Genomic DNA, 26,673 nt, shown 5'->3' on the forward strand with positions numbered 1-26,673 from the left:
CCGCGTCCTTGCCTGTGCTGGGGCTGTCGTCGCGGCTGCGGCGGCTCGGCTGGAAGACCTGCCATGATGTCCGAAGAGGCTGGAATCATGCCCGGTCCCTTAAAAGATTGACCTGCATGATCAAGGAGTTCCGTGCCATGAGCACTTTGGATATAGACTTTGTCCGCGCGCAGTTTCCCGCCTTTTCCGAACCATCTCTGCAAGGCCAGGCCTTTTTCGAAAACGCCGGTGGGTCTTACACATGCAAGCCCGTGCTGGACCGGCTGTTTCGCTACTATACCGAACGCAAAGTACAACCCTATGCGCCCTATGAGGCCAGTCGTCTAGCGGGCGCCGAGATGGACGAGGCGCGTCGGCGCTTGGCGGCTATTCTGGGCGTCGACACCGATGAGTTAAGCTTTGGCCCTTCGACCACGCAGAACACTTATGTCATGGCGCAGGCATTTCGGCAGTGGATGCAGCCGGGTGAAGCGATCATCGTCACCAATCAGGACCATGAGGCCAATTCCGGCCCGTGGCGGCGCTTGGCCGAGGATGGGATTGAGGTCAGGGAGTGGCAAATCGACCCCGAGACCGGCTCGCTTGACCCGCAGGATCTGGCAAACCTGCTGGACGACAAGGTGCGTCTGGTCTGTTTCCCCCATTGCTCGAACGTAGTTGGTGAGATCAATCCGGTGGCCGAGATCACCGCTATTGCGCATGCAGCGGGTGCGTTTGTCTGTGTTGATGGGGTGTCCTACGCGCCGCACGGCCTTCCGAATGTGGATGAGCTGGGGGCGGATATCTATCTGTTTTCAGCCTATAAAACTTATGGTCCGCATCAAGGATGTATGGTGGTCCGGCGAAAATTGGGGCAGACGCTGCCCAACCAGGCGCATTTTTTCAACGGCGATGTGCTGTATAAGCGGTTCACGCCTGCCGGACCCGATCATGCGCAGATCGCGGCCAGTGCTGGCATGGCGGATTATATCGCCGCACTCAGCGTTCATCACGGTGGTCCCGACGGGTCCGACACTCAGCGTGGAGCGTTCGTGCATGATCTGATGCGTGGGCACGAGGTGTCATTGCTGCAGCCGTTGCTGGATGCGGTGTCAAACCGCAATGCTGTGCGCTTGATTGGCACCGCTGATGCAGAAATGCGCGCACCCACGGTTGCTTTGGCGTTGAACCGAAATGCGGAAGAGGTGGCGGGTGAATTGGCCACACACGGGATTATGGCGGGTGGAGGCGATTTCTACGCCGGGCGTCCGTTGCAGGCGATGGGGGTCGATCCGGCGCAGGGCGTGTTGCGGGTCAGCTTTACGCACTACACATCGCAACAGGAAATTGATCAATTATTGAATGCACTTGACGCCGTTTTGTGATCCAGTTCCCGTCCACTCCCGTAAAATGGGAAAAACATCTGGGCGGTTATGGAACAGCAATCTGCGATCATCATGTGGTTCCGGCGGGACTTGCGCCTGTCAGATCACCCAGCGCTAAGCGCGGCCGCCGCCACCGGTCGGCCCGTCATCCCGCTGTTCATCTGCGATGATCTGACGGACAAGCTGGGTGCTGCGCCGAAATGGCGGCTGGGTCTTGGGATTGAGGCTTTTCAGAGCGCTCTCGGCAAAGTCGGAAGTCGTCTGATCCTGCGCAAGGGTAACGCGTTGCAAGTTTTGCAAGACGTTGTCGCCGAAACTGGGGCCTCGGCGGTCTATTGGTCGCGCGCCTATGACCCGGATGCTATTTCGCGCGATACTCAGGTGAAATCCGTCCTTAAGGACCAAAGGGTTGAAGCCAAATCCTTCCCCGGCCATTTGCTTTTCGAGCCTTGGGACGTGGCTACGAAAACGGGTCAGCCGTTTCGCGTGTTTACTCCAATGTGGCGGGCCGTTCAGGGTCGGGCGGTTCCACAACCGTTGGCCGCGCCGACTCGATTGACGCCTCCGGTGCACTGGCCCGAGTCCGAAGATCTGTCCTCATGGCGTTTGGGTGCTGCGATGAACCGGGGCGCGCAGGTCGTGACTCGCTTCGTGCAGCCGGGCGAAACTGCGGCACTGGCCGTATTGCAAGGGTTCTTGAATCGTCTGCCCGACTATTCCCGAAACCGAGACCTGCTAGCGTCCGAGGGGACCTCAACCCTGTCCGAATACCTGTCGCGGGGAGAGATCAGCCCTCGGCGTATTTGGCACGCGGTACAGAATGCTGCCCTGAACGGGGTGTCGGGCTCGGATGCCTATCTGCGTCAGCTTGTCTGGCGCGAGTTCGCCTATCACCTGATGTTTCACTGGCCGCATATCACATATCAGAACTGGAAGCCCGAATGGGATCAGTTTCCATGGCAAACGCGCACTGACCAACCCGAGGTTCTGGCCTGGACGCGGGCCCGAACAGGTATACCAGTGGTGGATGCCGGTCTGCGTGAGATGTATGTGACGGGACGGATGCACAACCGCGCGCGTATGATCGTGGCAAGCTATCTGACCAAGCATCTGATGACACATTGGAAAATCGGGATGCGGTGGTTCGAGGATTGCCTGATTGACTGGGACATCGCCGCCAATGCGATGGGCTGGCAGTGGGTGGCCGGATCGGGGCCGGATGCGTCTCCGTTCTTTAGAGTGTTCAACCCGGTCACGCAGCAAGAAAAGTTTGACCCAGACGGCGAATATGTCCGGCGGTGGATCGCTGAAGGACAAGCCAATCCGCCTGACACCGCGCTTGCCTATTTTGAGGCCATCCCGCGCGCTTGGGGGCTGGCCCCAGATGACGGCTACCCTCAACCCGTTGTCGAATTGGCCGACGGGCGCAGGCGCGCGCTGGCGGCCTATGAACACTACAAGAACCAGTAAGGAACTGAAAACTTGCCAGAAACACAAACTCGGCCTAGCCTAAGCCAACAACCGCATAGGGGAGAGCGGATGATCCTGACAACGACAGATGGGCAAGAAAACCTGCCACGATACTTCACGCAAGTGACGAAGATGTTGCGAAAGATGGAGTCCGGTCGCCTGGACATTGTGCTGCCTGATGGCCGCGTGTTTCGCACCGAAGGGGCCAAGCCCGGACCAATCGCGCAGGTAGATATCCATAACCCCGACGTTTTTGCCCGACTAGTGCGTGAAGGTGAGCTTGGGTTCTCGGACGCCTATCTGGAAGGTGACTGGAGCACACCGGACCTGCGCTCTTTTATGGACCTGGTGCATCTGGGCACCGAAACGGTTTACGACGATTTCACCGGCAAGTTTCTGGTGCAGGCTTATGAGCGTTTGCGGTTCTGGCTAAACGGAAACAGCCGCAAGCAGGCCAAGAAGAACATCTCGTATCACTATGATTTGGGTAATGATTTTTACTCCGCATGGCTGGACGATACGATGACTTATTCCAGCGCTTTGTTCGAAACCGGGCAGGAAAGTCTGGAGAAGGCGCAGACGGCAAAATATGCCAGCCTTGTCGACGAGATGGGCGCAAAACCCGGCGATCATATCCTTGAAATCGGATGTGGCTGGGGTGGCTTTGCTGAATATGCCGCGAAAGAGCGTGGCTTGCGGGTCACAGGGCTGACCATCAGCCAAGAACAGTTGAAGTTTGCGCAAGAACGTATTGAGAAAGCAGGTCTTTCTGATCTTGTTGAATTCAAGTTGCAGGACTACCGGGACGAGCGTGGGCAGTATGATGGCATCGCCTCGATCGAGATGTTCGAAGCGGTGGGTGAGAAATACTGGCCGATTTATTTTGAAACCGTCCGCGAAAGGCTCAAACCAGGCGCGCAGGCCACGTTGCAGATCATCACTGTCGCCGACCATCGCTGGGACGTCTACCGCAATGGTGTTGATTTCATTCAAAAATATATCTTCCCGGGTGGGATGCTGCCCGCGCCGTCCGTGCTAAAGGATCAGGTGACTCAAGCGGGTTTGACCGTGGTCAAATCAAGGGAATTTGGCAAAAGTTACGATCTGACACTGCGACGTTGGTATGACACGTTCAACGATAAATGGGACGATATCGCTCAGATGGGTTTTGATGAGCGTTTTCGCCGCATGTGGAATTATTATTTGACCGCATGTGGCGCGGCCTTTGACACGGGTAATTGCGATGTGACACAGATCACAATAGCAAAACCGAGTTAAACAACGGACCCTTACAATGCCCACCGCGTCTCGTCTTGTCGCTGCAACCTGCTTATTGGTTGTGGCTTTTCTCGTCTCCAGCATGGTGATCGAGAACGGCGAAGAGGGGAAGGACTACGGCTGGTTCACCTATGTCAACATGTTGCTTGGGGTCATCTGTGGCTGGAAAGTCATGGGCAAACGTGCGGGCCGCGGGTGGACAGCCGGTGTGAACAACGGCCTGACCGGGATGGCGGCTCTGGTGTTCTGGGGCCTGTTTGTTCAGGGCTGCAATGAAATGATCCGGCTGGCCATGCGTCACCGCTATGATGGCCCGTTCGAGGCTTTGCTGGCCATTTTTCAGATCAGTGTCGAATTTGGGCAGCAGTTGCTGGCTCCAGAAATACTGTGGACGTTGGCGATCGGTGCGTTGGTCGCGGGTCTTGCCACAGAAGAAGCCAGCCGTCGCTGGCGGTAATTCTCGACCGAATACGAGATTTGATCCGTGACTGACCTGTTTTTCTACGGCACGCTGCAACACCTGCCTTTGCTCGAGCTTGTGCTGGATCGCCCCGCATTTGAAATGAAACTGTCCGAGGCCAGACTGCGCGACCACGCGGTTTATGGGGTCAAAGATCAGGCGTTTCCGATGATCCTGTCAGAAAATGGCTCGTATGCGGAAGGATTGCTGGTTCAGAATCTATCTCAGAACGACCTTGAGCGGCTCAATTTTTATGAGGGTGGATTTGACTACGAACTGCGCCCACTTCGGGTTGAGACAGTGGAAGGTGACAGCGTGCAGGCAGACGTGTACTTCCCCGATCCGGGTCTCTGGACCCCGACGGAATTTTGGGAATTGCGAGATTGGGTCGATCGTTGGGGCGATATATCCGTAACCGCCGCACATGAGGTGATGGGCTATTTCGGCAAGATCGACGCGGCCACGCTGGCCAGAAGCTTTCCGGCACTTCGAACACGGGCATGGGCCAAAATCGCCGCGCGTCAGCGCGGGACAGGTGACCCGCGTGATGTCGCCAAGGATGTGGTCTTGCATGAGCACCGGCATGCTCATGTGAACTACTTCGGAATGGAAGAGGTCGCGCTGCAACACAGGCAACATGACGGCACGTTGGGGCCGGTTCTACAGCGCAGCAGCCTGATGCAAGGCAGTGCCGTTGTGGTTCTGCCCTATGACCCGGCGCGAGATGTGGTCTTGTTGGTTGAACAATTTCGCCCGCCGGTTTTCATGATCGACGATCCCGAGCCCTGGATGTGGGAACCCGTCGCAGGGATGATCGACCCCGGTGAAACGTCCGAACACGCCGCCCGCCGCGAAGCGCAAGAGGAAGCGGGCGTGGTCCTGCAGTCGCTGGAATATGCGGGCGGGGCCTATTCCTCGAGCGGGTCATCGACCGAATACATTCACCTTTACGTGGGTCTGGCGGATCTGGAGCTGACAGTTCAAGGCGGTGGGCTGGCCTCGGAAGGAGAAGATATCCGAAGCCAAATCCTGCCATTTGTCGATTTCATGGATCGTGTCGATGCGCATGGGTTCAAAGATTTGCCTTTGCTGGCGCTGGCCCATTGGCTTGCGCGGCACCGAATCCGTTTGCGCGCCTGAGGATCGCCGCTTGTGGTTGGCGCGCGGCAACTGTAAATCTGCCTTGATCCGTAATGAAATGAGGGCGCCATGCGCATTGCGAAAGACCTTGCCGACGCAGTCGGAAAAACACCACTTATCCGATTGAAGCGCATCAGCGAGGAAACCGGGTGCGAAATTCTGGGGAAGGCCGAGTTCATGAACCCCGGCCAGTCGGTCAAAGACCGCGCCGCGCTCTATATCATTCGGGACGCCATCGCGCGGGGTGAGTTGAAACCTGGTGGCACGATCGTCGAAGGCACCGCCGGGAACACCGGGATCGGTCTGGCGCTGGTCGGGGCCTCGATGGGGTTCAAGACTGTAATCGTGATCCCGGAAACCCAGTCTGAAGAGAAAAAGGACATGCTGCGTCTGGCCGGTGCGCAACTGGTGCAGGTGCCTGCCGCGCCCTATCGCAACCCCAACAACTTCGTGCATTACTCGCGCCGTCTGGCCGAGGAACTGTCGCAGACCGAACCCAATGGCGCCATCTGGGCCAATCAGTTTGACAACGTGGCCAACCGTCAGGCGCATGTGGAAACCACCGGGCCTGAGATCTGGGAACAGACCGGCGGTAAAGTCGATGGCTTTGTCTGCGCCGTGGGTTCCGGCGGAACGCTGGCTGGCGTCGCTGATGCATTGCAGCCAAAGGGCGTTAAAATTGGCCTCGTCGATCCGATGGGTGCGGGGCTTTATTCCTACTACACCACCGGTGAGATCGCGATGGAGGGCAGCTCGATCGCCGAAGGCATCGGTCAGGTGCGCATCACCAAGAACCTCGAAGGGTTCAAGCCCGATTACGCCTATCAGATGACCGATAATGAGGCGCTGCCGCTCATCTTCGATCTGCTGCGCGAAGAAGGACTGGTTATGGGCGGTTCGACCGCGATCAACATGGCAGGTGCAGTGCGTCTGGCCAAGGACCTTGGGCCGGGCCATACGATCGTGACGATCTTGTGCGACTACGGCACACGCTATCAGTCCAAACTGTTCAACCCGGAATTCCTGCGCGAAAAAGAACTGCCGGTACCCGATTGGATGACCGAAGCCCCACGCAGCATTCCCGGCGTGTTCGAGGACGTGTGATGTTGCGACAGGTCCGCCTGTTCCTGGCGCTTGTCTCGGTTTGTATAGCGGTTCTGTGTGGCCCAGCGGTCGCGCAGCTTTCGGACAGACAGAGCGAGTATTATCAGGGCTGGGTCAAAACAGCGGACCGAGCCGAGGCCGTGATCGAAGCGGATCGCGCCTCGAACGCAGCGCTCGAGAATCTGCGCGCGGAAATTCATACGTACCGCGATGACTTCAACCGAGCACGCGGCGCGAATACCGAGCGTATCCAGACGCTTGATGCGCAAATCAAGGCGCTGGGTCCCAAACCCGAAGGTGACGCGACCGAGCCCGAAGACATTGCCGCTCTGCGGGCCCATTTGGAAGAACAGCTGAATACGCTTCAGGTCCCGCAGATCATTTCGGAAGAGGCGTTCAGCCGCGCCAATGGCCTGATTACCGAAATCGACCAGCTCTTGCGGACCCGGCAGACCAAAGAGCTGTTGGAGCGGGGACCGTCGCCGGTCAATCCCGTGTATTGGGGGCCGGCATGGACCGATCTTCGCGAAGCAGGTCAAAGCCTCTTTAACGAGGCGCGTCGAAACTTTGGCACGGATGTCGTGCATGAAAATCTGCGCGATCAGGGGCTGGGTATCGCCCTTCTGGTGGCAGTTGCCGGGGTTTTGCTGTTCTTCGGCAAGCACTGGTCCGAGGTGGCCGGAAACTACATGCGGCAGTTCGGCGGGCAGGGCAGTGGGGTGTGGACCTTTCTGACATCGCTGCTGCGCATTCTTTTACCCTGGCTGGGGGTCTGGCTGGTCGTCAAGGCCATTGTCATGTCCGGACTTCCCGGCTTTCGCGGCACATTGCTGCTGCAAAACGTGCCATATTGGGCTGCGATCATTTTCTATTTCGACTGGATCGGGCGGCAGGTCTATGTGCTGCAAGAAGCACAGGGGTTTAAACGTCTGACCGCCAAGCGCGTGGCTGAGTTGCGGGTCTATTTAGACGTTCTAGCCGTGCTTTTGATCCTGCACGAGCTGGTCGACCTATTCGAGCAGATCGAGAATATCTCGGATGCGACGCGCGCTGTTGTCGGGTTCCCCGTCACCATTGTGACCGCACTGGTCCTGTTACGCGTGCGACAGATCCGAAGCACCGAAGCCCCGCTGGATGCTGATGATGGGTCGCTGGCTCGGGGTACGGGTTTGACCCAGTTGATCGAGTTTCTCCGCCGGGCATTGTTCCTGTTGGGTATAGCCAGCCCAATTCTGGCTGTCATCGGCTATACGAATGCCGCCGAAGCGATTGTCTATCCTGCGGTTAAATCACTGGTCCTGATTGGGGCACTGGTCATCTTCCAACGTTTCCTGACGGCCGTTTATGGCTGGATTTCGGGGCAGGGCGAGGCGGCGAAAGATTCGCTTTTTGCGGTCTTGATCGGGTTCGCGATGGCGATCTTTGCGTTGCCAGTTCTGGCGATCTACTGGGGCGCGCGCGAAACCGACTTACTCGAGGTCTGGTCCCGCATCCTGCTGGGTTTTGACATCGGTGGCGTGACGATTTCACCGAAGAATTTCTTTACCTTCCTGATCGTCTTCCTGATGGGCTTTGGCCTGACCCGAATGCTGCAAGGGGGGCTACGCAGTTCCCTGCTGCCCAAGACCAAGATTGACCCCGGTGGCCAGAACGCGATCGTCGCCGGGACAGGCTATGTCGGAATTTTCCTGGCGGCGCTCTGCGCCATTATGGTGGCTGGGTTCGACTTGTCCTCGCTGGCGATTGTTGCTGGTGCGCTGTCGGTCGGTATCGGCTTTGGCTTGCAGACCATCGTGTCTAACTTTGTCTCGGGTATCATCCTGCTTGTCGAGCGTCCGATCTCGAAAGGCGACTGGATCGATGTTAACGGGATGATGGGCTATGTGCGCGATATCTCGGTCCGTTCGACACGGATCGAGACGTTCGACCGATCCGATGTGATTGTGCCAAACTCGGACCTGATCAGCGGTGTGGTGACGAACTATACGCGCGGCAACACGGTCGGGCGAGTGATCGTGCCGGTCGGGGTCGCTTATGGCACCGATACCCGCCGGGTCGAGGCGATCCTGGGCGAGATTGCCAATGCGCATCCCATGGTTTTGGCTAATCCGGCCCCCAATGTGGTGTTTCAGGGGTTTGGCGCAGACTCGCTGGATTTTGAAATCCGGGCTATCCTTCGAGACGTCAACTGGATGCTGTCCGTGAAGTCGGACATGAACCACGAAATCAACCGCCGGTTTGTCGAAGAAGGTATCGAAATCCCGTTTGCCCAACGCGACGTCTGGCTGCGTAATCCCGAAACCTTGTGTGTGGCGGATCCCGCCCAGGACAGCGCGGCACAGGCGTCTGCGCCCGCATCCACGCCGATCGAGATGACCGAGGTTGACCTGTCAGGCGGGGACGGGGACGAGCCTTGACGGGTTTCGCGACCCTTTCCGCAAAGCGAAAAAAACGCTCTAATCGGGCCTTGCAAATCCCCAAGCGATAGTCCAAATATCGCCCGCACGGAGAGGTGGCCGAGTGGTCGAAGGCGCACGCCTGGAAAGTGTGTAGGCGGGAAACCGTCTCCAGGGTTCGAATCCCTGTCTCTCCGCCACAATCCCTCAATTCTCGAACCTCAGATATACCCCCAGACTGTCTTAGCCCGAGGCGAATTTCTCCTTGGACCTTTGGTCGCGTGCTTGCTGGTTTGTTGTCTGAACGTCGCATAGTTTGACCGCTTCAGATAAATAACCGCTTTTGTCGCAAGTTGGGCGCAATGCTGCCATATCAGTCGGGCATCGGGACATCGTTGTGTAGTCCGAAACGGCAATGTGACAGATCGGTAACTACAGGCTGAAATCTGGCGTGTTTGGATTAGCGGTCGTTTCGGCTTGAGATATCAAGGGTAAGGACCCGAAAACTAGGAGTTGACCGGCCTCGCATGGCGGGGTTGGGATGTACATAAAACGAGTAGGGCAATTTGCCTGCGGAGGTTAGATGTTATTGTCTGTTGTCGTCCCTTGCATGAACGAAGAGGACTCTCTTCCCATGTTGGTGGACCGTCTGATCGCTGCGACCAGGGCCTGGGCCTCGGAGGTTGAGATCGTGCTGGTTGATGACGGCTCAACGGACAAGACCTGGGACGGCATTTGCGCACAGGCGGATCGACATTCATGTGTGCGCGGCTTGAAGTTGTCGACCAATCGCGGACATCAGGTAGCACTGACCGCAGGTCTGATGGCAGCCAAAGGCGAGCGGATTTTCATGCTGGACGCGGACTTGCAGGATCCGCCGGAATTGCTGTCGGATATGATGGCGATGATGGATCGTGGGTATGATGTGGTCTATGGTCGGCGTAGTGAGCGCAAGGGCGAAAGCTGGTTCAAGAAGATGACCGCGCACGGGTTTTACCGCTTACTGAATCGCCTGTCCGATGTTCCGATCCCGAATGATACGGGCGATTTCCGGCTGGTCAGTCGCCGCGCGCTGGATGCGGTTTTGAACATGCCCGAGCGATCTCGGTTCATTCGAGGCATGTTTGCCTGGGTCGGGTTTCGCCAGATTGGCATTGAATACATCCGCGACCCCCGCGTGGCCGGTGAGACTAAATATCCGATGTCCAAAATGATTAGGCTGGCCTTTGACGCTCTGTCCAGCTTTTCGATTAAGCCCCTGCAAATCGCCACGCGCCTTGCGTTTCTGACCCTGATCATTGCGGCCTTGATGGCCGTTTATGTGTTCTGGTCCCTAATCCTTTATAGCACTGTGGCTGGTTGGGCCTCGACCGTTCTGGTGATCAGCTTCTTCTCGGGCATTCAACTGCTGACGCTCGGCATCATCGGCGAGTATCTTGGTCGCCTTTATGTCGAGGCCAAGGGCCGCCCGTTGTATTTTGTCGATGAACATGTCGGGCAATCCACGGATGTCTCGGTTAAGGACGTATCAAAGCAGGCATGACCGATACACGTCGCATATTCCGCTTTGCGGTCGTTGGTACAGGCGTGGCTGTCTACTATTTCCTGACCTATCTGGGGCTGTTGCGGCTTGTCGGCTCACCTTGGATTGCCAATGCGCTGGCTTTTGGAACCGCGATCTTGATCCAGTATATAGGTCAGTCTGTCTGGACCTTCGGCAAGCCCGTCATGGCGCCGGCTCAGTTTGGTCGGTTCTTGTGCATGATCGGCATCGGACTTGTCGTTTCATCAACCATTACAGGTGTTTTGGGGCCTCGGTTTGGACTGTCTCAGCCCGTCACCGCCGGACTAGTAGTCATCGTCCTGCCTGTCATAAATTTTGTGATCCTGCGGCTTTGGGTCTACCGCGAAGAAAAGTCACTTTGAAAGAGCAGCTATGTCTCACATCTATTCGAACGAGTTCTTTGATTATATCGACCGCGGAGCCCGCGAATCCGCTGTCCGGCTGATCCGTTGTCTTCAGACATGGGTCAAGCCAGACAGTGTTGTCGATTTCGGCTGTGGCCGAGGTGTCTGGCTGTCGGAATGGTCCGCGGCGGGATGCCCGGATATCGCCGGTGTAGACGGAGAATATGTTGATCGTGAGCGTCTGGCCATTTCACCGGATGCTTTTTTTGGAAAGGACCTAACTCAGCCCGTCGATCTTGGGCGGCGTTTTGGTCTGGCCCAATCTTTAGAAGTCGGTGAGCATCTGCCGCATGAGGCCTCGTCCAGTCTTGTGCAAAGCCTGACAGCCCATAGCGACCTTGTGTTGTTCTCGGCGGCGGTCCCGGGGCAGGGCGGAGAGTTCCATATCAACGAGCAACCTTTATCGTTCTGGCAAGGGCTGTTCGAAGCGCAGGGGTACACGGCCTACGATTGCCTGCGCCCAAAACTGTTTTCCGACGGGGCAATCGAGCCCTGGTACCGCTACAACAGTGTGCTTTACGCCAATGCGGCTGCAGCAGCGTCCTTACCGCCTGAGGTTTTGGCAACAAAGGTTGCACCCGGAGCGCTGCGTGAGGTTGGAACCTTCGGTTGGAACTTGCGAAAGATGATTGTCCGGCGACTGCCATTGCGTACGGTCACCGCAATCGCGCAAGCCCGCGCTTCAATTGTCGCACGGTCTCATCGGAGCAACTGATGACCGCGCGTTCGGATATAACGCTGGTTTTCTGGCTGACGCTGCTTTGCCTCGGAACTCTGATGGCGACCTATGGGCCATTTCTGAGCGATCCATTCGTCCGTCATGACGACTTTCCCGCCTTGCTGGGCCATTTCGACATGGCTTATAGCAAGGCGCTGGATGAGGGGCGCTGGCTAAATTTCTGGTGGCAGTTTCGACCGTTCCTCTGGCCTGCACCGGTCAATTTTGCATTGTACCTTCTGGGTTGGTCGATCTTTTCTGCATGCACCGCGATCATAGTCCTGGGGCGCTCCATGCCTGCGTGGTTCCTGTGCGTCATGGCATTGTTCGTCGCGTTGTCGCGGCCGGCTTTTCTGATATCGTTCTGGTTCAACACTTTGCTGCCCGGTATCTGGGTACTAGCGCTGTTTTCACTGGCCGCAGTTTTTCTGTCCCATCGGGCGTCAGTTCTGTTGCTGATCGTGGCGGTGCCATTGTCGTTTATGGCCTACACCACGTACCCGTTCATGATGTTGAGCCTTGTTTTGCTGTCCCGAAAGGCGCCGCAAACCTATGTCAGTGCGGGCGTAACACTGGTGGTTTTTTTTGCGAGCCTCGCATTGGCCTTCGGTGTGGTCTACTCGTTGAACTTCCTGCATCACGGAGTGTTCGACATTCCGGTGGCCGAATGGCGCGACCCGACCGAGGTCAAGTCGATAAGCGATCTGGCATTGAACTATCAAAAGCTTAAACTGCACCTGTACGAAAACTTGCATCGCGTCGGCAGCGGGTCTTTGTCCAACGGGGTGTTTTTGGTATCGCTCTTCGCGGTCTCGTGGCTTTACCTGTTTCGGCGTCAGAGTTATGTGGCAACGATTGTACTGGTCGCGGTTCTCGCCGGTTGTGGCCCTTTGTTCGCCAAAACGCTGACATCAGGTCTTAAGGTTCCGTTTCGGGCACTTGGTTGGAACTGGATTTTGTTCGGTTACACCCTGACAATGTCGGTGTTTATTCTTACGAACACATCCACCCGGTTGGCCAGCGTCGCGCGCATTGTGATCATGTGTGTTCTGTTGATCGCAACAATCCAATTCGGACGCATCACCTACAGCACCTTTCCTCTTTGGCAAAAAACAACGCGGGCTTTGGCGGATGAGATCCCAGACGGGATGAACCGTGTGCAGCTTTATGGTAGCTACTACGGATTGGAAGGCGCGCGCGAGGCGTTCATTCAGTTTGATCGCGGATTGCGTCTGCGGTTGGAATATCTGACTGGGGCAGAGGTTGTATCGTGCGACACGACACCAGACGAATGTACGGATGCCACCCCGCCATTTGATCCGCTGGGCTGGACGCATACATCTTTAGTCGAAACGGATGGCACCGTGGCATTTGTCCTGCTGCCGAGTCCGCCAGTCGGGCCATAGTCTGACGGCGGTTATGGCAGGTTCGAGATTGCGTTGCGCTGAATCTCCGTCTCTGTCCGGTCGACGGTAAAAACACATTTGTAACCGCAGGGCGAAGGATTTATGACCCTGACGCAAGGCGCCAGTTTATGCGGCCGTCGGCCATGGCGCGCCCCCTTTAGGTATCGGATCCAAATGATTGACCTGACTGACCACACCCCATTGCGCAAAAGCCGGAATTACCTGATCTTTCAGCACCCCGATCGGCAGGATGCCTTGTTGAAAGTCCGCGCGGATGTTCCTGTACGTGATCATTGGATTCCGCGCTATGCGGAATGGCGCTATGGCAACCTGCGCCAATGGAACCGCGAAGCCAACGAATATTTGGCCGCGCTGCATCGCGGTTGCCCCGAGATTGAACGTCTGGCACATTTCATGGGGTATGCACCGACCTCATTGGGGCCAGCGCTTGTTGTCGAGAAAATGACGGGACCAGATGGAGATCTGGCACCGACAGTGTACAAGGAATGGATGTCGCTCAAAGAGGATCCCGCTGGACGCAAACGCCTTGGGGAAGAGTTCATGGAGTTGCTAGACGACCTGGAACGGGGGCGGATCATCGTCGGCGACATGAGCCACGAAAACATAGTGCGGGCCGAAGAACGCGGCGGCAAATTGGTGGTGATTGATGGTTTGGGCGAACGTGTCTTGTTTCCGCTGGCCTTGTTCAGCGACTGGGCATTTCGCAAGTCCATGCAGCGTCGTCGGGAACGGATGGGCAGCATGTTTGGAATTCGCTCTTAGGGCTGCATTTCTGCTAGGATCCCCGGATGCATGAGGAAAACAGGATCACGATCGGATTTCTGCTGTTTGACGGCTTTCCGATGGCCTGCCTTACCTCCGTCATCGAACCGCTTCGGGCGGCCAATGAAATCGCCGGGAAGCAAGCCTTTGGATGGGTGCTTGTGTCCGAGCGTGGGCAAAAGGTTCAATCCAGTGCGGGTGTGGGGTTTGAAGCCGCGCTAGCCCTGACAGGGTGCAAGGATATCGACATCCTGTTTCTGCTCAGCAGTCCGACATCCGGGTTTGCCGATCCGCGCACTGGAAACGGCGCGTTACGTGGATTTGGTCGGCACGGCACTGTCCTCGGCGGCATTAGCGGAGGCGTATTCCCCCTTGTTCGCTCGGGCGCGATGGTGGATCAGCCGGTCTCAGTTCATTGGTGTTATGAAGCGGCGTTCGAGGCTGAGTTTCCCGACATAGACGCGCGCAGTGAAGTGATTGTGCGCACCGATACGCGCTGGACCGCCGCGGGCGCGGCCGCTGGATTTGATCTGGCGTTGCACTTGATTTCAGACCGTCTTGGCAGCGAGATCGCGCATGAGGTCGCCTGCTGGTTTCAGCACCCGATGATGCGAGGCGCAGGGGTGCGTCAAAAAGTTCCGGACACAACTGCACCTGGTTCAGGTGATCAACTGCCCCCGTTGGTTACGCGTAGCGTTGAGCTATTTGCCGGCCATCTGAGCGAACCGATCTCGATTGCAGAAGTTGCCGGGCAGATGAGGGTCACGCCCCGCCAGATCGAGCGAGCTTTCAAACAGGCGACGGGTCAAAGCCCAAGCCACTACTATCGGTCTATGCGCATGAAAGCCGCGCGCCAGATGGTTATGTATACGAAAGACCCGATTGCACAGATTGCCGCTGCAGTCGGGTACAGCTCGGTCACGCCGTTGGTATCGCATTACAAAGCGGCCTTTGGGCTAAGCCCTGCAGAGGACCGTCGCCGGATCAACCGGTTCCGGGTCGAGGACAACGCGCCTCTGCCTTCGATCTGATTGTCTTAATGGGCCGAACGCATGGCCGCCAGAACCGCATGGTGCAGCGATCCGGCCGATGATCTGGGACCATAAAGGCTGACATGGTCGGCGCTGCGGCACAGGATGAAACACCCGATGTGATGAACTGCGCCCCGCGCGACGTGACCGGACTGAAACTGACGTAGGTCCAGTTGGCATAGCAATTCCAGAACCGCGTTGATCCCGTCGCCCTGCAAGTCGAACCGCGCCCAGGCATCCGTCTGCTCAGTGACAGAAGCGACGGTTCCGACGGCGGTCTTGACGTAGGCGGCAAGGTCTTCGTGGGTGGAGAAGGGGGCTTCGATCATCCATTGGTCCGGGCCGGACCAGAAGGCGGTCACAGGGTCTCCGGCAAAACGCTGCACGGTCGGTGTTACGGTTCCGATAAGCCGCGCCACCTCATCCTGCGTTGCAGCCTCGTGCCCCAACCGGGCAGTGACTGAGGCCAACGCCACATCTGGGACTTCAGAACATGTGACCGGACCGACCGTATCCACGCGTGGCGTGGTGCCGCCGAGGGCGGTTAATGCAACAAGATCATGCACGCAGGCGTTCTCCTTCGGGGTCAACGAAATGAGCCGAGACAATTTCGACTTCGACATTCAATTCGGTCAGGGGTGACACAAGGCGCATCTTCTCGCCCATCCGCGCGTCGCCGCGTTTCAGCAGGCCCAGCCCGATATGACTGTTCAGATTGGGCGAATAGGCCGCCGAGGTCACATAGCCCTGATCATGTGCTGCATCGACCGGTCCATCCGCATTCATCAAATGGCCGCCAGCGGTGATCTTGTCCTGCGGATTCACAGGCTTTAGCCCGACCAGTTTCAGCACATCCGGTGCGGTCAACGCTTCACGCTCGGACAGAACAGAACCAATGCTGTCTTTCTTCTTTGACACCATCTTGCCCAGACCAAGGTTCAGCGCCGTGGTGGTGCCGTTCAACTCATTGCCGACCGGGTGGCCCTTTTCGATGCGCATCACGCTTAGCGCTTCGGTACCATAGGCGGTGACGTTGAACTCCTCACCTTCACTCATCAACCGCCGCATCAGCGCATCGCCAAAGCGCGACGGGACGGCGATCTCGAACGCCAATTCGCCCGAGAATGAGATCCGGAACAGCCGCGCCCGCAGTCCACCGCATACGGTGATCTTGCCGCAGGCCATAAAGGGAAACGCCTCGTTCGAGATATCGAATTCCGGGTCCACGATCTTTTGCAGCAGCTTGCGCGAATTTGGTCCCGCAACCGCGTATTGTGCCCAACCATCGGTGGTCGAGATCAGCTGAACATCCATATCCGGGAACAGGCACTGGCGCACGAATTCCATGTGGCGATAGACACTTACAGCATTCGCCGTGGTGGTGGTGACGACGAAATGATCCTCGGCCAGCCGTGCGGCTGTGCCGTCATCCATGACCATGCCATCCTCGCGCAGCATCAGCCCATAGCGGGTTTTGCCCACTGCCAGCTTGGCAAAGCCGTTGGCATAGACGCGGTTGAGGAACTCGGCCGCATCCGTGCCCTGCACGTCGATCTTGCCCAGCGTCGTGCAGTCGCACACCCCGACCGAGGCGCGGGTTTGGCGCACCTCACGGTCGACGGACTCGCGCCAATGGGTTTCGCCGGGCAGGGGGAACCACTGCGCGCGCAGCCAGTTTCCGGCCTCGACAAACACCGCGCCGCGGTCCTTGGCCCAATAGTGCGATGGGGTCAGGCGGGTCGGGTGGAACTCTTTGCCCGTCATTCGGCCTGCAAAGGCGCCGATAGGAACGGGAGTGTAGGGCGGGCGGAAAATGGTGGTGCCGGTCTCAGGGATCGACTTGCCCGCGACCTCGGCCATAATCGCAAGGCCCGTGATGTTCGAAGTCTTGCCCTGATCGGTTGCCATTCCCAGCGTGGTATAGCGTTTCAGATGCTCGACCGAGCGGAAGCCTTCCTGATAGCTGAGCTTCACATCCTTGACCGTCACGTCGTTCTGCTGATCGACCCATGCGCGTTTGCAGCCCTGCACATACCAGAACGGCTTTAGCGCAATGGGCGCGTCCTCGGCTTCTGGCAGGTCGGGCAGGGTGGTCAGGTCCAGCGCGGCAGCGGCCGCTTCGGCTCCCGAGCGCAATGCGCCATGGGTTGACATGACGCCATTGGCAGAACCCGCGACGGACATGCCAACCGGTAGGTTTTCTCCCGGAACGAAAGCAGCAAGGGCTTCGTTCCAAACAGGGCGTCCGCGTTGGTGGCAGGTCAGGTGGACATTCGGGTTCCAGCCGCCCGACACGCCCAGCGCGCCACAATCCAGTGTCCGGGTCGAACCATCGGGCAAGGCGACCTCGACAAAGCTCAAGCCCAGACGGCCCCTGGTGTTTATGACCTGCGCGCCTTTTAGCACCTCATAGTCATAGCTGAGGGGGGCATCTTCGCGCACATCGACCACGGCGGCGATTTTAACACCCTTGGCGTGTAGGTCATCGGCCGTGCGGTGGCCGTCATCATTGCTGGTAAAGATCGCAACCCGCGGCGAAGCTGTCACCGCAAAGCGATTGACATAAGTCCGCAGCGCGCTGGCGGTCATGATGCCGGGGCGGTCATTGTTTTCAAATGCAATGGGACGCTCGGTTGCTCCGGCACACAGCAGGGCCTTTTGGGTATAGATGCGCCACAGGATCTGGCGCGGTTTGCCAGCAGGCAGCGAGGGCAGATGATCACCCGTCCGCTCGACCGCCCCATAGATTCCATGGTCAAACGCTCCGATCACCGTGGTGCGCGGCATCAGCCGGACGTTCGGCATTGCCAACAGTTCGGCCACGGTTTGTGCCGTCCAGTCGGGGGCGCTGTGGTCGCCGACCGAGAAGGTCTCGCTGTTCAGGCGTCCGCCCAGCGTGAAATCCTCGTCTGCCAGTATGACATCTGCGCCCGCACGCCCGGCGGTCAACGCTGCCATCAGGCCCGCAGGTCCGGCACCGATGATCAGCAGATCGCAGTGACGAAACCCCTTGTCGTATTCATCCGGGTCCGCCTGCATCGACAGTGAGCCAAGGCCAGCAGCGCGGCGTATGATAGGCTCGTACAGTTTCTCCCAAAACGCAGCGGGCCACATGAAGGTTTTGTAGTAGAACCCCGCCGACAGGAAGTTGGAAAACAAGTCATTCACCGCAAGCGCATCGAACCGAAGACTTGGCCAACGGTTTTGCGAGTTTGCGATCAACCCGTCGAACATCTCGATCGTCGTGGCGCGGGTGTTGGGTTCCTTGCGGGCGCCTGCGCGCAGTTCCACCATGCCGTTGGGTTCCTCGGATCCCGCCGTCAGCAGCCCGCGTGGGCGGTGGTATTTGAACGATCGCCCGATCAGTCGCACATTGTTGGCCAGCAGCGCTGAGGCCAGAGTATCTCCGGGGTGCGCGGTATAGCTGCGCCCGTCAAAGTAGAAGTTCAGGGTCTTATTGCGGTCGATCTGCCCGCCGGTCAATCGGTTCGCTTGTGTCATTTCGAACGTCCCCGCGCGCGGGCCACATCGCGGGCCAGTTCAACCTTGGAAATCTCGTGGGTCAGAGTGTTGCGGGTGACAACTAGCCAAGACCGGTCCCCGGCTTCGTGATACCACAGCTCGCGGTGTTCACCGGCGGGGTTGTCGCGCAGATAAGCATAGTCATAGAACGCGTCGGCGGCATTCTCGGCCATTCCGTCGGGCCGGTCGATCAGGGATGCATCGCCCAGATAGGTGAATTCTGAGGCATCCCTGGGCCCAAGCAGAGGGTGGTTGATGATCATATCCCTAGGTCCCCTCTAGTGCAGGTTGGGCTGGTTGCCCGCGCCTTTTTCGTCGATCATCCGGCCAGTGAGGAACCGGTCCAGGCGATAGGCGGTGGCAACGGGGTGCGGTTCGTCTTTTGCCAGCAAATGCGCAAAGCAATAGCCCGAGGCGGGCGTGGCCTTGAACCCGCCGTAGCACCAGCCGCCGTTGAAATAGAGCCCTTGAACCGGAGTGCGGTCGATGATGGGTGAGCCATCCATCGACATGTCCATCACGCCGCCCCACATCCGCAGCAAACGCGCCCGGCCGATCATGGGCATCAGGGCCATACCGCCCTCGCACACATCCTCGACCACGGGCAAGTTGCCGCGTTGGGCATAGGTGTTATAGCCGTCGATATCGCCGCCAAAGACCAGCCCACCCTTGTCGGATTGGCTGACATAGAAATGGCCCGCACCAAAGGTGATGACGCTGGGCAGAACTGGCTTCAACCCCTCGGACACAAACGCCTGCAACACATGGCTTTCAATGGGCAGCCGCATCCCGGCCATGCCCATCACGCGGCTCGAGTTTCCAGCGACCGCACAGCCCACTTTGCTGGCTCCGATAAAGCCTTTTGAGGTTTCGACGCCCAAGCAGGTGCCATTTGCAATCCGCAGGCCCGTGACCTCGCAATTCTGGATAATGTCCACCCCGTGCAAATCCGCCGACCGCGCATAGCCCCAGGCGACCGCGTCGTGGCGGGCCGTGCCCGCGCGGCGCTGCACGAGACCGCCTTTGATGGGAAACCGGGCGTCGTCGAAATTCAAATAGGGATGTTCGGCTCGTACCTGATCAGCGTCCAGCAGTTCCGCATCAGCACCGTTCAGGATCATCGCATTGCCGCGCCGCGTATAGGCGTCGCGCTGACCGTCCGTGTGGAACAGGTTGATGATACCGCGCTGGCTCATCATGGCGTTATAGTTGACGTCTTGTTCCAGCCCCTCCCACAGTTTCAGCGAGAATTCGTAGAAGGGCTCATTCCCGTCCAGCATGTAGTTTGAGCGCACAATCGTCGTGTTACGCCCAACATTGCCGCCCCCGATCCAGCCTTTCTCGACCACGGCCACGTTGCGCTGACCGTAGACCTTGGACAGGTAATGCGCCGTTGCTAACCCGTGGCCGCCGCCGCCAATAATGATGACGTCGTAATGGGGTTTGGGCTCAGGCTCGCGCCAGACCGGTTTCCAGCCCTTATGGCCGGTAAGTGCCTCTTTGATGACTCGAAAGCCGGAATATCGCATGAATCGGACCTTTTTTTACAGAATTCATTATTTTGGTGCGGTTGGGTATCCTCAGATGCGACATCGGTCTGTCTGAATCAGACCCAAGTATCCGAATGATGAACCGATGGTGGGGGGTAACACCCAGGTTGCCTAAGGTTGTTTGCGGCCTCGCCAAACTCTCCGTCCTACTTCGACAGCAATCATAACATAAGTGCAGATAGCGCAGCTGTTGATGATGCGCTAAACCTGTGGAAACACAAGGAGAGCAGGCATGAAACTGAAGGCACCGAATTTCACAGCACCGGTAGATGCGGTCGTCCGTCAGAGCCTGCCTCCGGTCATCTGCTACCCGCCGGATAGTTTGCCGCAACCCGACATCGCCGGGCTGAATGCTCTTCGACAGGGGGCGAAGAAAACGGCCGAGGCGACGGCGGCCCCGCGCGATGCAGTTTGTGTCGAGGTGCCCGCAGGGGCCTTTCTGCGCGTGCTTTCGGTGGATGGCCCACAGGTGGGCGATCTGAACATGTGGAACAAACATGACCTGACCGAGCGGTTTTATTCGGGTAAAACCCGCGCTTTGCACGGTACGCATTTGTCCACCGGCGACCGTATGTGGTCTAGCTTTCCCAACATGCGCCCGATGGCGACCATCGTCGGAGACACGCTGGACTGGTATGGGTTCGATGCCTACGGAGGCTCGGTCCATGACGTGATCGGGACGCGCTGTGATCCTTATACGGGACGGTTGCTGTCGGGGGACGACTATCACTATTGCTGCCATTCGAACCTGACCCGCGCCTTGGCCGGTTATTGCGACCTGCCGCTGCACGAGGCCGAGATGCATGTGCATGACGTGCTGAACGTATTCATGTGTACCGGCTTTACCCGCGACACCGGGCAGTATTTCATGAAGGCCAGCCCGGTGCGCCCCGGCGACTATCTGGAATTCTACGCCGAGATTGACCTGATCGTGGGTCTATCGGCCTGTCCCGGCGGCGATTGTTCGTCTGAACATTCCTCGGACGTGGCCGCCTGTTACCCTCTGTTGATGGAGGTCTATGACCCCGGCGCGGACGCCCGCGCGGCCCATGTTCAGCCCGCGCGGTCCGCCTATGATCGGACCCACGGCACGGGCTAGGCGGTCAGGCGGCGGCCCAGACGGTCCAGCATCCGGCAACACAGGTCCATCTGCTCGATCTCGACATATTCGTCGGCCTTGTGCGCCTGCGTGATCGAACCCGGACCGCAGACGATGGCGTGAACGCCAAGCTGCTGGAACAGACCGGCCTCGGTCGCGAAGGCGACGGTGCTGGTGCCATTGGCGCCGGTCAGTTCGGCCACCAATTTGCGAGCAGCGTTGTCCTCCATCGGCTCCAAGCCCTGAACTTCGGCGACGACGTCCTGCGTGATGCTGGCTTCGGGGTGAACGGCCTGCATTTCGGGTAGCAGCGTGTGGTTAATGTAGTCGCTGAGCGTCTGGTTAACGAGATCGGCGTCGCTGGCCTGAACCGGGCGCATTTCCCAGCCGATCTCGGCCTTGCTGGCGATCACGTTGTGCGCCACGCCGCCATTGAAGAACCCGACATTGATCGTGGTCCAAGGGGGTTCAAACGCGCTGTCCGCCGGTGCGCGGGATTTCAGAACATGGCGTAATTCCAACAGCTTTCCGACATAGCGTGCGGCGTATTCGGCAGCGTTCACGCCGTCATCGGGGGCCGAGCTGTGACCCTCCAGCCCGGTAAAACGCGTGGTGTATTCAAAGCACCCTTTGTGGCCTTCGATGACCCGCATCTCGGTCGGTTCGCCGATGATGGCGATATCAGGGATTATGCTGCGCTCGGACAGGTCTTTGACCAGGTTTTGAGCGCCCAAACAGCCGGTTTCCTCGTCATAGGTAAAGGCGAAATGCAGCGGTTGGGTCAGTTTGCCGGCGTCCAACCCTTCGGCAAAGGCAAGCGATGCCGCGATGAACCCCTTCATATCGCAGGTACCCCGCCCATACAGGCGCCCATCTCGTTCAATCATCTCGAACGGGTCCGAGGTCCAGTCCTGATCGGCCACGGGCACGACATCTGTATGGCCGGACAGCAGGATACCTCCGGGTATGTCAGGCCCGAGTGTTGCAAAGACGTTGGCCTTCTTGCCCGTCGCATCGCGTGTTTCGATACAGCGTGCTCCAAGGGCCTCAAGCCGGTCGGTCAGATAGCGGATAATCTCAAGGTTGCTGTCGGCCGAGACCGTCTCAAACGCGATCAGATCGGCTAGAATGTCTTTTGTTCTTTGAAGGGTCATGGTTTCATGAACAGCTTTCTTGGACGGTTGCAGAGACATTCGGCGGGTCCGGTTTCGGTGATCAGGATGGTCTCGGTGATCTCAAGCCCCCAGTCGTCCATCCACAGACCGGGCATGAAGTGAAAGGTCATGCCGGGTTCCAGCACGGTTTCATCTTCCGCGCGCAGGGATATGGTACGTTCGCCCCAGTCCGGCGGATAGCTCAGGCCAACCGGATACCCACAGCGCGCGCCGCGTTGGATCCCGGCGCGCTCTAGCGGCTCGGCCAACGCCTGCGCGATGTCACGGGCCTGATTGCCCGCACGGGCGGCGTTCAAACCTGCTTCGAGCCCTTCGACCAGTGCGGCTTCGGCCCTTAGCAGGTGGTCTGGGGGCTGGCCCAGAAAGACCGACCGGCAGAAGGGCGCGTGATAACGGCGATAGCAGCCGGACAGTTCGAAAAACGTGCATTCGCCGGATTTAAAGGGCGCGCCGTCCCATGTCAGATGCGGCGCGGCGGCATTGGACCCTGAAGGCAGCAGGGGCACGATCGCGGCATAGTCCCCCCAATCCTCACCCACGCCCGAGATCGCATCATGGTAAATCTGCGCCACCAGTTCGTTCTTGCGCAAGCCGGGTTCGATCCGTTCAATCACGCCATCAATCACATGTTCCGAAATCCGCGCAGCTTTGCGCATCAAGGCGATCTCTTCACCGGATTTCACGGCACGCTGCCAGTTCACCAAAGCGTTGCCATCGACCAACGTGGCCTGAGGCAATTCGGCTGCCAATGTCAGATGCGCCTTGGCCGAGTAATAGTAATTGTCCAACTCAACCCCGATACGCGCCTGCCCAAGGCCACTCTCAACCAGCAACTGAGCGAGGTCTTGCATCGGGTGCCGCTCTGTTGATTGAACATAGCCATCCGCATAGCTGTGAATGCGGTCATCGCTCATCCAGACCGTGCGCCGCGCGCCGTTGGCGTCCTGATTGCGGCCCCACCAGATTGGATCAGTATCGTGTAGGACGACGACGCCCTGATGCACGTAAAAGGACCAGCCCTCATACCCGGTCAGCCACGTAATGTTTGACGGGTCCTGTATGAACAGCGCGTCCAATCCGGCGTCAGCCATGGCCGTACGTGTCTTGGCAAGCCTGCGATCGTATTCGGCGCGGGTGAAGGCCGGATTGGCATGGGGCATGAGGCGCTCCTGTCGCGATGGAGTTTCCGTTGACAGAACGGGACGAATGCAGTCACGTCAATGGGCAACTCAGGAAAGACACCCCAGTGAAGATCACCCTCAATCCCCATCGCGGCGGGCAGAAACTCGCCGGCTCTGCTCCGTACCCTTCTATAAATGCTGCTCGTGTAGCGGATCTTCTGGCGCAATGTCCGGCGGCGGGGGAAACCGCTTTGGTCGATGCCAAGGGGCTGGCCGATGTGGCGAATCTGTGGATCAAGGACGAGCGCGGACGCATGAATCTTGGGTCGTTCAAGGCCCTTGGCGCGGCCTATGTGATTGCGCGACATGCTGCGGATGTGTCGGATTTGCCTGCCGAAACAACGCTTAGCGGGCGGACCTATGTCACCGCCAGCGCCGGAAACCACGGGATGAGCGTCGCCGCCGGGGCGCGGATATTCGGCGCGGATGCGGTCGTCTATATCGCCGAGACCGTGCCCGAAGGCTTTGCTGACCGCCTGAGGGCGCAAAACGCTACGGTCGTGCGACACGGCGTGGACTATGCCGCCAGCATGCAAGCTGCTAGTCAGGCCGCGCAGGATAACGGCTGGACTTTGCTGTCCGACAGCTCGTGGGAGGGGTATTTTGAACTGCCCCACACTCTGATGGAGGGCTATCTTCAAATGGCGGCCGAGGCCGAGCGTCAATGCCCCGAGGTGCCGACGCATATCATGCTGCAGGCCGGTGTTGGCGGTTTGGCCGGGGCGGTCGCCGCCTATGCCCGGAATGTCTGGGGCGATGCGCCCCGGATTATCGTCGTCGAACCCGACGCCGCGCCCGCCCTGCAAGCGAGTATCGAGGCCGGAGCCTGCGTCTTTGCCGACGGCCCGGACAGCATCATGGGGCGATTGGATTGCAAAGAGCCTTCGCTGATTGCTTTGAACGGATTGGCGCGGGACGCCGATGTGTTCCTGACTTTGACGGATGATGAGGTCGCGCAACACCTGCCCGCGATGTCGGAGGCTGGTGTGGCCACAACCGCATCTGGCGGGGCAGGCGTGGCCGCCGTCATGAACCCGGACGTTCGCGCCGAACTGGGTATCGGTCCCGACGCACGGGTCCTCTGTTTCCTGTCCGAGGTCGCGGAATGAGGGGGTTTGACACCGCCGAGTTTCAAGCGCGGCTGACGCGCGCGCAAGACAGGATGGCCGAAGCGGGCCTGTCTGCCTTGCTGCTGACCACTGAGCCCGAGATTCGTTATTTCACCGGCTACTTGACCCGGTTCTGGGAAAGCCCCACGCGGCCCTGGTTTCTGATCGTCCCGGCCAGCGGGAAACCTATCGCGGTCATCCCCTCGATCGGGGCTGCTTTGATGGGCCAAACCTGGGTCGAAGATATCCGTAGCTGGAGCGCGCCGGACCTGTCGGATGACGGGGTCAGCCTGTTGGCCGAGACTTTGAGTGAGGTTACTCCGGCTGATGCTGCAATCGGCGTGCCGGACGGGCATGAAACTCATGTCCGGATGCCTATGGCAGACTTGCTGCGGCTTCAGACGCTATTGGGGTCGCGGAGAGTCTCGGGCGATGCGGGGATACTGCGCACACTGCGCATGGTCAAATCCGACGCCGAGTTATCCAAGATCGAAACCGCCTGTGCCATAGCCGGGCGCGCATTTCAGCGCGTGCCCGAGATTGCCGGGCGTGGGGTCTCGATTGATCAGGTCTTTCGGCAGTTTCAGATGCTGTGTCTTGAGGAAGGCGCGGACTGGGTGCCTTACCTTGCAGGCGGAGCCGAGCAGGGTGGCTATACCGACGTCATTTCACCCGCTCCGGAAAGCGAGATGAGTAATGGCGATGTTCTCATGCTGGATACCGGTTTGGTGTGGGATGGGTATTTCTGTGACTACGACCGCAACTGGGCGGTCGGCGCGCCCTCGAACGCGGTGCGCAGGGCCTATGCGTCGCTGATCGAAGCCTCGGACACCGCATTTCATATCGCGCGCCCGGGGGCCACTGCGTCGGACCTGTTTCATGCTATGAATGACGTTCTGTCCCGCCACAACGCCGATACCGGGGCCGGAAGGCTGGGGCACGGGCTGGGGATGTCGCTGACCGAATGGCCGTCATTGATCCCGTCCGATCACACGGTGCTTGAACCCGGCATGGTGCTGACGCTTGAACCGGGCATTGCGGTTGGCGGCAAAATCCTAGTGCATGAGGAAAACATCGTCATCAATGACGGTGCGCCGCGCTTCCTCAGCCCACGCGTTGGGCCGAAGTTGCCTGTGATATGAGTTACTTACCTTACGAACTGGAACCAGACGATCCACAGGTCACACCGATGGGTCTGATCGTTCTGCAAACGGATGAAACGATCGAACCCGAGTTCAACGCTTATTTCTCGGACCGTCGCGCGCCGATTTACGTGTCCAGAATTCCCAGCGGTCACGAGGTGACAACCGACACCCTGTCGCAAATGGAGGCCGCATTGCCCGCAGCGGCGGATCTGTTGCCGAAGGCGCGGCCCTACAAAGTGGTTGGCTATGGGTGCACCTCGGCCAGTTCCGTGATTGGCTCGGCTGCCGTTGAGCGAATGGTGCAGAAAACCTGTGCTGCAGCGATGGTTACGAATCCGCTGCGCGCGGCGTCTGCTTGCGCTGCGGACAGGGGGGTGTCCAAGTTTGCGCTGTTGTCCCCGTATATCGAAGAAGTGAACGAACCGTTACGCAAAGCCTTTGCTGAAAACGGGATTGAGATGGGTGTTTTCGGCTCGTTCGGAGAAGCCGAGGAAAGCAAGGTCGTCCGAATCTCACGCGAGTCCGTGGTCGAGGCCGCCGTGCGGTTGGGAGCTGATTCGGCAGTTGAGGCTGTGTTCCTAAGCTGCACGAATCTAAGAACTTTCGATGCGATACCTGAGATCGAAAATCGGCTGGGAAAACCTGTTCTGTCCAGCAATCAAAGCCTTGCGTGGCATATGCGGCACCTGAATTCAGCCTGAATTTCAGGCGGCTGGCGGCGTCATTGACATACTGCTGACATATTTTGGTTGCGCGACCTGTCCTGCTTGTCCT

23 protein-coding genes and 1 tRNA gene are annotated in these 26,673 nt (G+C 58.6%); 18 read left to right on the plus strand and 6 right to left on the minus strand.

From position 1 onward, the window contains the following. Positions 1 to 137 precede the first annotated feature (137 nt). From ACR0DB_RS07655 to ACR0DB_RS07720, 14 genes are all read left to right on the plus strand, one after another. Positions 138 to 1,364: an aminotransferase class V-fold PLP-dependent enzyme gene (locus tag ACR0DB_RS07655; protein WP_480549883.1), complete on the plus strand. Its 1,227-nt coding sequence runs from the start codon at positions 138 to 140 to the stop codon at positions 1,362 to 1,364. Positions 1,365 to 1,412: 48 nt separating this feature from the next. Next, a complete protein-coding gene (locus tag ACR0DB_RS07660) occupies positions 1,413 to 2,834 on the plus strand; it encodes a cryptochrome/photolyase family protein (RefSeq protein ID WP_480549885.1) in 1,422 nt (473 codons plus the stop codon). Between the two features lie 69 nt (positions 2,835 to 2,903). Further along, a complete protein-coding gene (locus ACR0DB_RS07665; protein WP_170769546.1) occupies positions 2,904 to 4,112 on the plus strand; it encodes an SAM-dependent methyltransferase in 1,209 nt (402 codons plus the stop codon). A gap of 16 nt (positions 4,113 to 4,128) precedes the next feature. Then, complete coding sequence (locus tag ACR0DB_RS07670; RefSeq protein ID WP_170769547.1) at positions 4,129 to 4,569, plus strand: TrgA family protein; 441 nt, start codon at positions 4,129 to 4,131, stop codon at positions 4,567 to 4,569. A gap of 27 nt (positions 4,570 to 4,596) precedes the next feature. Further along, positions 4,597 to 5,712 carry an NUDIX domain-containing protein gene (locus tag ACR0DB_RS07675; RefSeq protein WP_480549887.1) on the plus strand — a complete coding sequence of 372 codons (1,116 nt, stop codon included), beginning with the start codon at positions 4,597 to 4,599 and terminating at the stop codon, positions 5,710 to 5,712. 69 nt (positions 5,713 to 5,781) lie between these two features. Beyond that, entirely contained in the window at positions 5,782 to 6,816 is a 1,035-nt protein-coding gene (locus ACR0DB_RS07680) for a cysteine synthase A (RefSeq protein ID WP_170769549.1), read from the plus strand. Next, positions 6,816 to 9,233, plus strand: a complete 2,418-nt coding sequence (locus ACR0DB_RS07685) for a DUF3772 domain-containing protein (RefSeq protein ID WP_480549890.1) — start codon at positions 6,816 to 6,818, stop codon at positions 9,231 to 9,233. Before ACR0DB_RS07680 ends, ACR0DB_RS07685 begins: the two co-directional genes overlap by 1 nt. Positions 9,234 to 9,322: 89 nt before the next feature. Next, positions 9,323 to 9,412 (plus strand) — tRNA-Ser (locus tag ACR0DB_RS07690). 383 nt (positions 9,413 to 9,795) lie between these two features. Beyond that, on the plus strand, positions 9,796 to 10,755 hold the full coding sequence (locus ACR0DB_RS07695; RefSeq protein WP_170769551.1) for a glycosyltransferase family 2 protein: 960 nt from the start codon (positions 9,796 to 9,798) through the stop codon (positions 10,753 to 10,755). Beyond that, positions 10,752 to 11,138 (plus strand): GtrA family protein, encoded by a 387-nt coding sequence (locus tag ACR0DB_RS07700; protein ID WP_170769552.1) that lies wholly within the window; start codon positions 10,752 to 10,754, stop codon positions 11,136 to 11,138. The genes ACR0DB_RS07695 and ACR0DB_RS07700 overlap by 4 nt, the downstream gene beginning before the upstream one ends. Before the next feature lie 10 nt (positions 11,139 to 11,148). Beyond that, positions 11,149 to 11,895 carry a methyltransferase domain-containing protein gene (locus ACR0DB_RS07705; protein WP_480549892.1) on the plus strand — a complete coding sequence of 249 codons (747 nt, stop codon included), beginning with the start codon at positions 11,149 to 11,151 and terminating at the stop codon, positions 11,893 to 11,895. After that, entirely contained in the window at positions 11,895 to 13,304 is a 1,410-nt protein-coding gene (locus tag ACR0DB_RS07710; protein WP_480549893.1) for a hypothetical protein, read from the plus strand. The genes ACR0DB_RS07705 and ACR0DB_RS07710 overlap by 1 nt, the downstream gene beginning before the upstream one ends. A 174-nt stretch (positions 13,305 to 13,478) precedes the next feature. Further along, entirely contained in the window at positions 13,479 to 14,087 is a 609-nt protein-coding gene (locus ACR0DB_RS07715) for a YrbL family protein (protein ID WP_170788580.1), read from the plus strand. A gap of 26 nt (positions 14,088 to 14,113) precedes the next feature. Continuing rightward, positions 14,114 to 15,118 carry a GlxA family transcriptional regulator gene (locus ACR0DB_RS07720; RefSeq protein WP_480549895.1) on the plus strand — a complete coding sequence of 335 codons (1,005 nt, stop codon included), beginning with the start codon at positions 14,114 to 14,116 and terminating at the stop codon, positions 15,116 to 15,118. A 5-nt stretch (positions 15,119 to 15,123) separates the two neighbouring features. Here the strand turns inward: ACR0DB_RS07720 and ACR0DB_RS07725 are convergent, their stop codons facing one another. Genes ACR0DB_RS07725 through ACR0DB_RS07740 form a run of 4 tightly spaced genes read right to left on the minus strand, consistent with a single transcriptional unit; the run spans position 15,124 to position 20,169 of the window. Continuing rightward, positions 15,124 to 15,684: a sarcosine oxidase subunit gamma gene (locus tag ACR0DB_RS07725; RefSeq protein WP_480549897.1), complete on the minus strand. Its 561-nt coding sequence runs from the start codon at positions 15,682 to 15,684 to the stop codon at positions 15,124 to 15,126. Further along, entirely contained in the window at positions 15,677 to 18,619 is a 2,943-nt protein-coding gene (locus tag ACR0DB_RS07730; protein WP_480549899.1) for a sarcosine oxidase subunit alpha family protein, read from the minus strand. The genes ACR0DB_RS07725 and ACR0DB_RS07730 overlap by 8 nt, the downstream gene beginning before the upstream one ends. After that, entirely contained in the window at positions 18,616 to 18,903 is a 288-nt protein-coding gene (locus ACR0DB_RS07735; RefSeq protein ID WP_480549901.1) for a sarcosine oxidase subunit delta, read from the minus strand. Before ACR0DB_RS07735 ends, ACR0DB_RS07730 begins: the two co-directional genes overlap by 4 nt. Before the next feature lie 15 nt (positions 18,904 to 18,918). Continuing rightward, positions 18,919 to 20,169 (minus strand): sarcosine oxidase subunit beta family protein, encoded by a 1,251-nt coding sequence (locus tag ACR0DB_RS07740; protein WP_480549903.1) that lies wholly within the window; start codon positions 20,167 to 20,169, stop codon positions 18,919 to 18,921. Positions 20,170 to 20,422: 253 nt separating this feature from the next. Between ACR0DB_RS07740 and ACR0DB_RS07745 the strand changes: the two genes are divergently transcribed. Then, on the plus strand, positions 20,423 to 21,289 hold the full coding sequence (locus tag ACR0DB_RS07745) for an urea carboxylase-associated family protein (protein ID WP_480549904.1): 867 nt from the start codon (positions 20,423 to 20,425) through the stop codon (positions 21,287 to 21,289). On the opposite strand, the gene argE is transcribed toward ACR0DB_RS07745, so the two are convergent. Both argE and ACR0DB_RS07755 read right to left on the minus strand, forming a co-directional pair. Then, positions 21,286 to 22,482 (minus strand): acetylornithine deacetylase, encoded by a 1,197-nt coding sequence (gene argE / locus ACR0DB_RS07750; protein WP_480549905.1) that lies wholly within the window; start codon positions 22,480 to 22,482, stop codon positions 21,286 to 21,288. The genes ACR0DB_RS07745 and argE overlap by 4 nt on opposite strands. Continuing rightward, complete coding sequence (locus tag ACR0DB_RS07755; protein ID WP_480549906.1) at positions 22,440 to 23,624, minus strand: M24 family metallopeptidase; 1,185 nt, start codon at positions 23,622 to 23,624, stop codon at positions 22,440 to 22,442. Before ACR0DB_RS07755 ends, argE begins: the two co-directional genes overlap by 43 nt. An 86-nt stretch (positions 23,625 to 23,710) precedes the next feature. Between ACR0DB_RS07755 and ACR0DB_RS07760 the strand changes: the two genes are divergently transcribed. Genes ACR0DB_RS07760 through ACR0DB_RS07770 form a run of 3 tightly spaced genes read left to right on the plus strand, consistent with a single transcriptional unit; the run spans position 23,711 to position 26,600 of the window. Continuing rightward, positions 23,711 to 24,754, plus strand: coding sequence for a pyridoxal-phosphate dependent enzyme (locus ACR0DB_RS07760; RefSeq protein ID WP_480549908.1), 1,044 nt, complete (start codon positions 23,711 to 23,713; stop codon positions 24,752 to 24,754). Next, the gene (locus ACR0DB_RS07765) at positions 24,751 to 25,896 is read left to right on the plus strand and encodes a M24 family metallopeptidase (protein WP_480549910.1); all 1,146 of its coding nucleotides are present in this window, start codon (positions 24,751 to 24,753) and stop codon (positions 25,894 to 25,896) included. Before ACR0DB_RS07760 ends, ACR0DB_RS07765 begins: the two co-directional genes overlap by 4 nt. Next, complete coding sequence (locus ACR0DB_RS07770; protein WP_480549912.1) at positions 25,893 to 26,600, plus strand: maleate cis-trans isomerase family protein; 708 nt, start codon at positions 25,893 to 25,895, stop codon at positions 26,598 to 26,600. Before ACR0DB_RS07765 ends, ACR0DB_RS07770 begins: the two co-directional genes overlap by 4 nt. Positions 26,601 to 26,673: the final 73 nt, after the last annotated feature.

It is taken from the genome of Ruegeria sp. AB6, assembly GCF_056542685.1.